This is a genomic window from Helicobacter sp. WB40 (genome assembly GCF_027859275.1).
Classification (GTDB): Bacteria; Campylobacterota; Campylobacteria; order Campylobacterales; family Helicobacteraceae; genus Helicobacter_D; species Helicobacter_D ibis.
The window spans coordinates 1-1,613 of record NZ_JAQHXS010000022.1 but is presented as its reverse complement, the minus strand read 5'-3'; the positions used below and the strand labels follow the sequence as shown (position 1 = coordinate 1,613).

General features: G+C 30.8%; 3 protein-coding genes. All 3 read right to left on the bottom strand.

Going from position 1 to position 1,613, the window contains the following annotated elements:
- Positions 1–574, bottom strand: a 574-nt coding sequence (locus PF022_RS08755; RefSeq protein WP_271023576.1) for a hypothetical protein, incomplete at its 3' end; no start/stop codon positions are given.
- A gap of 60 nt (positions 575–634) precedes the next feature.
- Complete coding sequence (locus tag PF022_RS08750) at positions 635–1,435, bottom strand: DNA adenine methylase (protein ID WP_271023574.1); 801 nt, start codon at positions 1,433–1,435, stop codon at positions 635–637.
- On the bottom strand, positions 1,425–1,613 hold a 189-nt coding region (locus PF022_RS08745; protein ID WP_271023573.1), incomplete at its 5' end, for a hypothetical protein. The genes PF022_RS08745 and PF022_RS08750, both read right to left, overlap by 11 nt.

The window sequence follows — 1,613 nt, the reverse complement described above, 5'->3', positions numbered from 1 at the left end:
TGTATAGCAATGAATCTAGCTTTCTATCTTTGTCTAGGATTTTTTGTGCTTCTATTTGGCTATTAGTAAATGGTGAAGTTATAATATCACCTATTCCTAAGCCCTCTTTAGCTCTTATTGCCTCTTGTGTGCTTTCTTTTAAGTCTTTTGCTTGAATGTTGTTTTTTAATGCTATGTCTATTGCTCTCGCTTCTGCTTCTTTTCGCTTTTTATAGTCTTCATTTAGGCTTAAGAGTGGATCGCTTAGCATTTTAGTAGGCAGGATTGAGCTAGTTGCTGTGCTAAGATTGTTTATAAAGTCTAAGCCTTTTTGTAGTGTGTTTTGTGGCGTGGCTTTATTTTCTAGCTCTCTTATTTTTTCTAGTGCATTTGTATCTATTTTGCTTATGGGATTTTTAGAGAGTAAATCAAGTGTATATTTGTTTGTATCTAGGTTTGGATTTGTCTTTAGCGCTTCTTGTGTAGCTTTGTCTATGTCTTGCCAGTTTATGTTTGTGTTTTCTTTCCTTAGATAGTCAATTACTTCGCCACTCTTTGCTACACTTAATGCACCTTGTAAATCAAAAAATCCCATAAAAAGCCTTTTTTTAAGACGCATTTTAAAAATTTTTTAGGTAAGTTGTAAGGGTGAAAGCTATACTTTGCTAAATAGCATTAAATCTAATTTGTTACCAATTGCTAAAGTTCTGCCTAATTTATTATATGGGATATTGGAGAGCTTAAAGAATGTCTCGCTATGAGATATATTTGAAGTAAAAAACACAAAATATCTAGCTTTTTTTACATATTCTAAGATTATTAGCGTAGCTTCTTCATCTAATTGATTTTTGTAGTGTCCCCTTTGTGTGTTTAGATATGGTGGATCAAGTATTAAAATAGAATTCTCATTAAAGTTTTGTTCTAACATTTCTCTAAAATCACAACTAACAATCTCTACTCCTTCTAAATATCTATTCGATTCTAATTTAGTCAATCTAATACGATTATAAAAAGTATTTTCCTTAAAAAACACATCTTTAGTTAAATAATCACTCCTTCCACCGATAAATTTTAAATAAGAAGCAAGTGTTATAAAGTCTATTTCTTTATCATCATAACCTTCTAAGAACTCTTTTATTTTTTCTATAGTCTCTAAAGATAATTTATACACCGCTCCAACGATTTTTAATAGCCCCTTCCTTATTTCTTCTGTTGTATCTATTAGTTCTAATCGCCTTAAAAAGTTATCATAATCATTATAAATAACCCTATTTTCAAAATACTCCTGCTTTATTGTGTGCGATAATAGCCCACTACCTCCAAAGCAGTCTAAAAATACGCAATCTTTAGAAATATTAAATGTATTTAATATCCTAATAAGAGCCCCTAACATCTTAGACTTTTGTCCCATAAATGGAAGAGGAGCTTGTTTATATATAGCTTTTTTAGTGTTCATTTCCTAGCTCCAACTTAAAGCTTTTTAGTCTTTCTTCAAGCAAATAGATTCTAGCTTCAATTAATGGTCTTTCCAGCGTTGACTTTAGCGTTCTTAAAAGATCTATTTCTTGTTGCAATACTTTTGTTTCTGCTAGGAGTGTTTTTTCTTGGTTTTGCTTTTGTTTATATGTTATTTG

Coding starts and splice junctions, on each gene's coding strand:
- PF022_RS08750 (WP_271023574.1), bottom strand. CDS start 1,435: ATGAACACTAAAAAAGCTATATATAAACAAGCTCCTCTTCCATTTATG.